This window comes from Pseudomonas sp. FSL W5-0203 (assembly GCF_001896155.1).
Classification (GTDB): domain Bacteria; phylum Pseudomonadota; class Gammaproteobacteria; order Pseudomonadales; family Pseudomonadaceae; genus Aquipseudomonas; species Aquipseudomonas paracarnis.
The window spans coordinates 1-4295 of sequence record NZ_MPOR01000085.1; the positions used below are offsets into that span (position 1 = coordinate 1).

The window sequence follows — 4295 nt, forward strand, 5'->3', positions numbered from 1 at the left end:
GCGGCTAAACCGGCATCCCTGCCGGTTTACCCCCCAAATCCCTGTCGAATTCCGGCCAGCGTGGTTTAACGGGGCGCCTAAGATCAAAAGCAAATCAAGAGCAAGATCAAGAGCGGCTCGCTTCGCATCGTGGTTACCGTTGGCTGCTACAACCTCCAACGTTGTGTAGATCCCTCCCACCTCGGCCCGCGCTCATCAGCAGAGTTCCCAAGCGTCTCACCACTCCTCTTTCAACATCCGCAACTCCAGATGCTGCAACAACATGATCGTCTTGCCATCCACAATCTCCCCGCTCTGCACCATCGCCAGTGCCTGCTCAAAGCCCAGCTCCAGTACCTCGATATCCTCGCCCTCTTCTTCCAGGCCTCCGCCCGCTCCCACTCGGTCGCCTGGCTGGTATTCACCGATAAAAAAGTGAATCCGCTCGGTCACCGATCCCGGGCTCATGAACGCCGCGTAGATTTTCTCAACATGCCCCACGCGATAGCCGGTCTCTTCCTCGGCCTCCAGGCGGATGCGTTCTTCGGCGCTGGCGTTATCGAGCAAACCGGCCGCCGCTTCAATCAGGTAGCCGGGGTAATCGTTGACGAACGTGGGCATGCGGAACTGGCGAATCAGCAAGACTGTGCGTTGCTCACGGTTGTACAACAGGATGGTCGCACCGTTGCCCCGGTCATACACCTCGCGGGTCTGGGCTTGCCAACTGCCGTCGCGACGGCGCAGGTCGAAGCTGTATTTCTTCAGCAGGTACCAGTTGTCCGAGAGGGTTTCTTCGGCGGTGATGCGCACGGGGCTGTTGTTCATGTGTGGGCCTTTGCAGGTAGGGCAGGTTCAAGCCGTCCACCCTATCAACCCGCACGAGGATTGTTCAATGCTGTAACACTTTCATCCGTCACGGCCGTCGCATTAATGCCTACCCGCCCAGGCCATCTGGTAAAACCCGTGCTTCATCTTTGTTCTGGAACCTTCATGTCTTCTGTTTCTATGCCCCGCCGGGGCCTGCGCTGGCTTGTCTGGCTGTGCATGGCCGTGTTGATTGTCGGCCTGCCGGTCGGCTGCGCCGTGTTGCAACACAAGGAGCGCGAACTTGTGTTTCGCATCGAGCCGGGAACCGCCGGCTGGTACACCGGACTGCCCAAGGCGGTGCAGGAGTTCGAACTCACGCCCGCCAGTTTCAAAGCAGGGCAGAACATTCATGGCTGGTGGTACCCGGCAGCCAACAAAGACGCGCCCGCCATCCTCTACCTGCACGGGGTACGCTGGAACCTCACGGGCCAATTGTTTCGCATCGAGCAATTGCATGCCCTGGGCTTTTCGGTCCTGGCCATCGACTATCGCGGCTTTGGCCAAAGCCAGGGCGACTTGCCCTCGGAAGCCACGGTGTACGAGGACGCTCGCATTGCCTGGGAGCGTTTCCAGACCCTGCAACCAGACCCCGGCAAGCGCCTGATCTACGGGCACTCCCTGGGTGGCGCGGTCGCCATCGACCTCGCTGCCGAGTTGGGCAAGCAGGTGCCATTGCCGGTGCGCGGGCTGGTGATCGAGTCCACGTTCACCTCCCTGGCGGATGTCGCCACGGCCGTTGCCAACACCTCATTGCCGGTGCGCTGGTTGCTGTCGCAGAAGTTCGATTCCATCGACAAGATTGCCGACATCCACATGCCGCTGCTGGTGGTCCACGGCCTCGACGACCACTACGTACCACCGCGCTTCAGCCAGCAGTTATTCGAAGCCGCCCAGCAACCCAAACACCTGTTGCTGGTGCCCGGTGCCAGCCATAACAACAGCATGAACCTCGCCGGACGCAGCTATGGGCAGGCGCTGGAAAACCTGATGCGCACGAAGATGCCTGCCCAGGTGGTGACACACTCCACAGGCCGCGATAACGCCTCGTAAATACGCTTTTCGACACTGGGTTCGCACTTGGCTGTCAAGCGCAAACCCTGGCCATGTTGGTCCGAAATACAAGTTGATCAAATAATGATCTTCGCTGAAATCGCCAACGCTGCCGGGCCTTCGCAAAGTTATCCACAGAGATACCCACGGTTTTCGTGGACAACTCTTTTTATATTTTTACGTTTTTTTTGCTCAAGCCGTGCTTCCAGGAAAGGTACCGGGCAACAGGATTTCGCGATTTACTTCGCGTATATCCTTATAGCCACAGAGCGCCATCGACACATCCAGTTCGCGGGCGATGATATCAAGCGCCTTGGTCACCCCCGCCTCGCCCATCGCCCCCAACCCATACAAGTGCGGGCGGCCAATCATGGTGCCCTTGGCGCCCAGCGCCATGGCCTTGAGCACGTCCTGGCCGGAACGAATACCCCCGTCGAGCCACACTTCAATGCGGTTGCCCACGGCCTCGACAATCGCCGGCAATTGGCTGATGCTCGACGGCGCGCCATCAAGCTGCCGGCCACCGTGGTTACTCACCACCAACGCATCGGCACCGCAATCGGCCGCCAAGCGCGCATCCTCCACATCGAGAATGCCCTTGATTATTAGCTTGCCGCCCCAGCACCGCTTGATCCACGCCACATCGTCCCAGCTCAGGCGCGGGTCAAATTGCTGGGCGGTCCACGACGACAGCGAACTCATGTCGGCCACCCCCTTCACATGCCCGACGATATTGCCGAAACCACGCCGCTGGGTACCCAGCATGCCCATCACCCAGCGCGGCTTGGTCATCATGTTGAGAATGTTCGGCAGGGTCAGCTTGGGCGGCGCGGACAAACCATTGATCAAGTCCTTGTGGCGCTGCCCCAGAATCTGCAAATCCAGGGTCAGCACCAATGCATCCACCCCGGCCGCCTTGGCGCGCTCGATCAACTGCTCGATAAAACTGCGGTCGCGCATCACATACAACTGGAACCAGAACGGCTGGCCGACATGCTCGGCGATGTCTTCCAGCGAACAGATACTCATGGTCGACAAGGTGTAGCGCAGCCCGAACGCAGCAGCGGCACGGGCAGTGAGGATTTCGCCATCGGCATGCTGCATGCCCGCCAGTCCAGTCGGCGCCAGCGCCACGGGCATGGCCATGTCCTGGCCAATCATACTGGCGCGGATCGAACGCTCGTCGATATTGCGCGCCACCCGTTGACGGAACTTGATACGCGCAAAATCAGTTTCGTTGGCGCGGTAGGTGCTCTCAGTCCAGGAGCCGGAATCGGCGTAGTCGTAGAACATGCGGGGGACACGTTTTTGCGCCAGCTTGCGTAAGTCTTCGATGGTTGTGATCAACGGCATCGGGTCACCTCTCCCTGAACTGAACACAGAGAGTAACCGGCAGGAGCGTGGGCAACCAGCCGTTGCGTTTAGATGGACTGACGATTAATCTCGCACAAACCCGCAATAAAGCGCACAAACATGCATAACACTCATCAAGCCATCGACCTGCCTTCCCTGCGCAAACAAAAGATCTTGTTGCTGCTGGAACGCGACGGCAAGGTCACCGCATCTGAGTTGGTCGAGCATTTCGCCGTGTCCCAGGACACCATCCGCCGCGACCTTGGCGAACTCGCTGCCGCCGGCCTGTTGCAACGCGTACACGGCGGCGCCCTGCCCCGGCCCAAGGACACCGGCAAGGATTTCTTTACCCGTGTCGGCGAGACCAACGAGGTCAAGCGCCACCTCGCCCGCGTGGCGGCGGAGCGGGTTGAAGACGGCCAGATCGTGCTGTTCGATTCTGGCTCCACCACCTTGCAGATTGCGCAGTGCTTGCCCCATGCACTGCACCTGACTGTGGTCACGCCATCCCCCATGATCGCCATCGCCCTGGCCGACCATCCGCATATAAAAGTGATCCTGGCCGGCGGCCAACTCAACCCTGCTACGCTCTCCACCGGCGGCCATGAAGCGGTGCGCCTGATCCAGAGCGTCAAGGCCGACCTGTTGTTCACCGGAGTGTGCGCATTGCACCCGCAAGTGGGCATCACCTCGCTGCATTTTGGTGAAGTGGCCGTCAAGCAAGCCTTGCTCGACAGCGCGTCCCACGTCATCGCCGTGACCACCTCAGACAAACTCGGCGCGGTGGAACCCTTTGTGGTCGCGCCATGCAGCCGTATTCATACGCTGATTACCGAGTGGGATGCACCGGATGTGCAGGCATATGAACAGTTGGGGTTGCAGGTGCAGCGAGTGGACGTGCAGTGATACAAACCACGATGCGAAGCGAGCCGCTCTTGATCTTGATCTGCTTTTGATCTGCTTTTGATCTTGATCTTAGGCGCCCCGTTAAACCACGCTGGCCGGAATTCGACAGGGATTTGGGGGGTAAACCGGCAGGGATGCCG

At 59.7% G+C, this 4295-nt stretch carries 4 protein-coding genes; 2 read left to right on the forward strand and 2 right to left on the reverse strand.

Features of this window, described 5'->3' with window-relative positions; all coding sequences use genetic code 11:
• Positions 1 to 216: 216 nt before the first annotated feature.
• Complete coding sequence (locus tag BOP96_RS29025) at positions 217 to 804, reverse strand: NUDIX domain-containing protein (RefSeq protein ID WP_014718174.1); 588 nt, start codon at positions 802 to 804, stop codon at positions 217 to 219.
• Between the two features lie 165 nt (positions 805 to 969).
• On the opposite strand from BOP96_RS29025, the gene BOP96_RS29030 reads away from it, so the two are divergent.
• Positions 970 to 1896 (forward strand): alpha/beta hydrolase, encoded by a 927-nt coding sequence (locus BOP96_RS29030; protein WP_073454711.1) that lies wholly within the window; start codon positions 970 to 972, stop codon positions 1894 to 1896.
• A gap of 192 nt (positions 1897 to 2088) precedes the next feature.
• On the opposite strand, the gene BOP96_RS29035 is transcribed toward BOP96_RS29030, so the two are convergent.
• Complete coding sequence (locus BOP96_RS29035; RefSeq protein WP_014718172.1) at positions 2089 to 3249, reverse strand: alpha-hydroxy acid oxidase; 1161 nt, start codon at positions 3247 to 3249, stop codon at positions 2089 to 2091.
• Between the two features lie 120 nt (positions 3250 to 3369).
• On the opposite strand from BOP96_RS29035, the gene BOP96_RS29040 reads away from it, so the two are divergent.
• On the forward strand, positions 3370 to 4155 hold the full coding sequence (locus BOP96_RS29040) for a DeoR/GlpR family DNA-binding transcription regulator (RefSeq protein WP_038449901.1): 786 nt from the start codon (positions 3370 to 3372) through the stop codon (positions 4153 to 4155).
• The last annotated feature ends 140 nt before the right edge of the window (positions 4156 to 4295 follow it).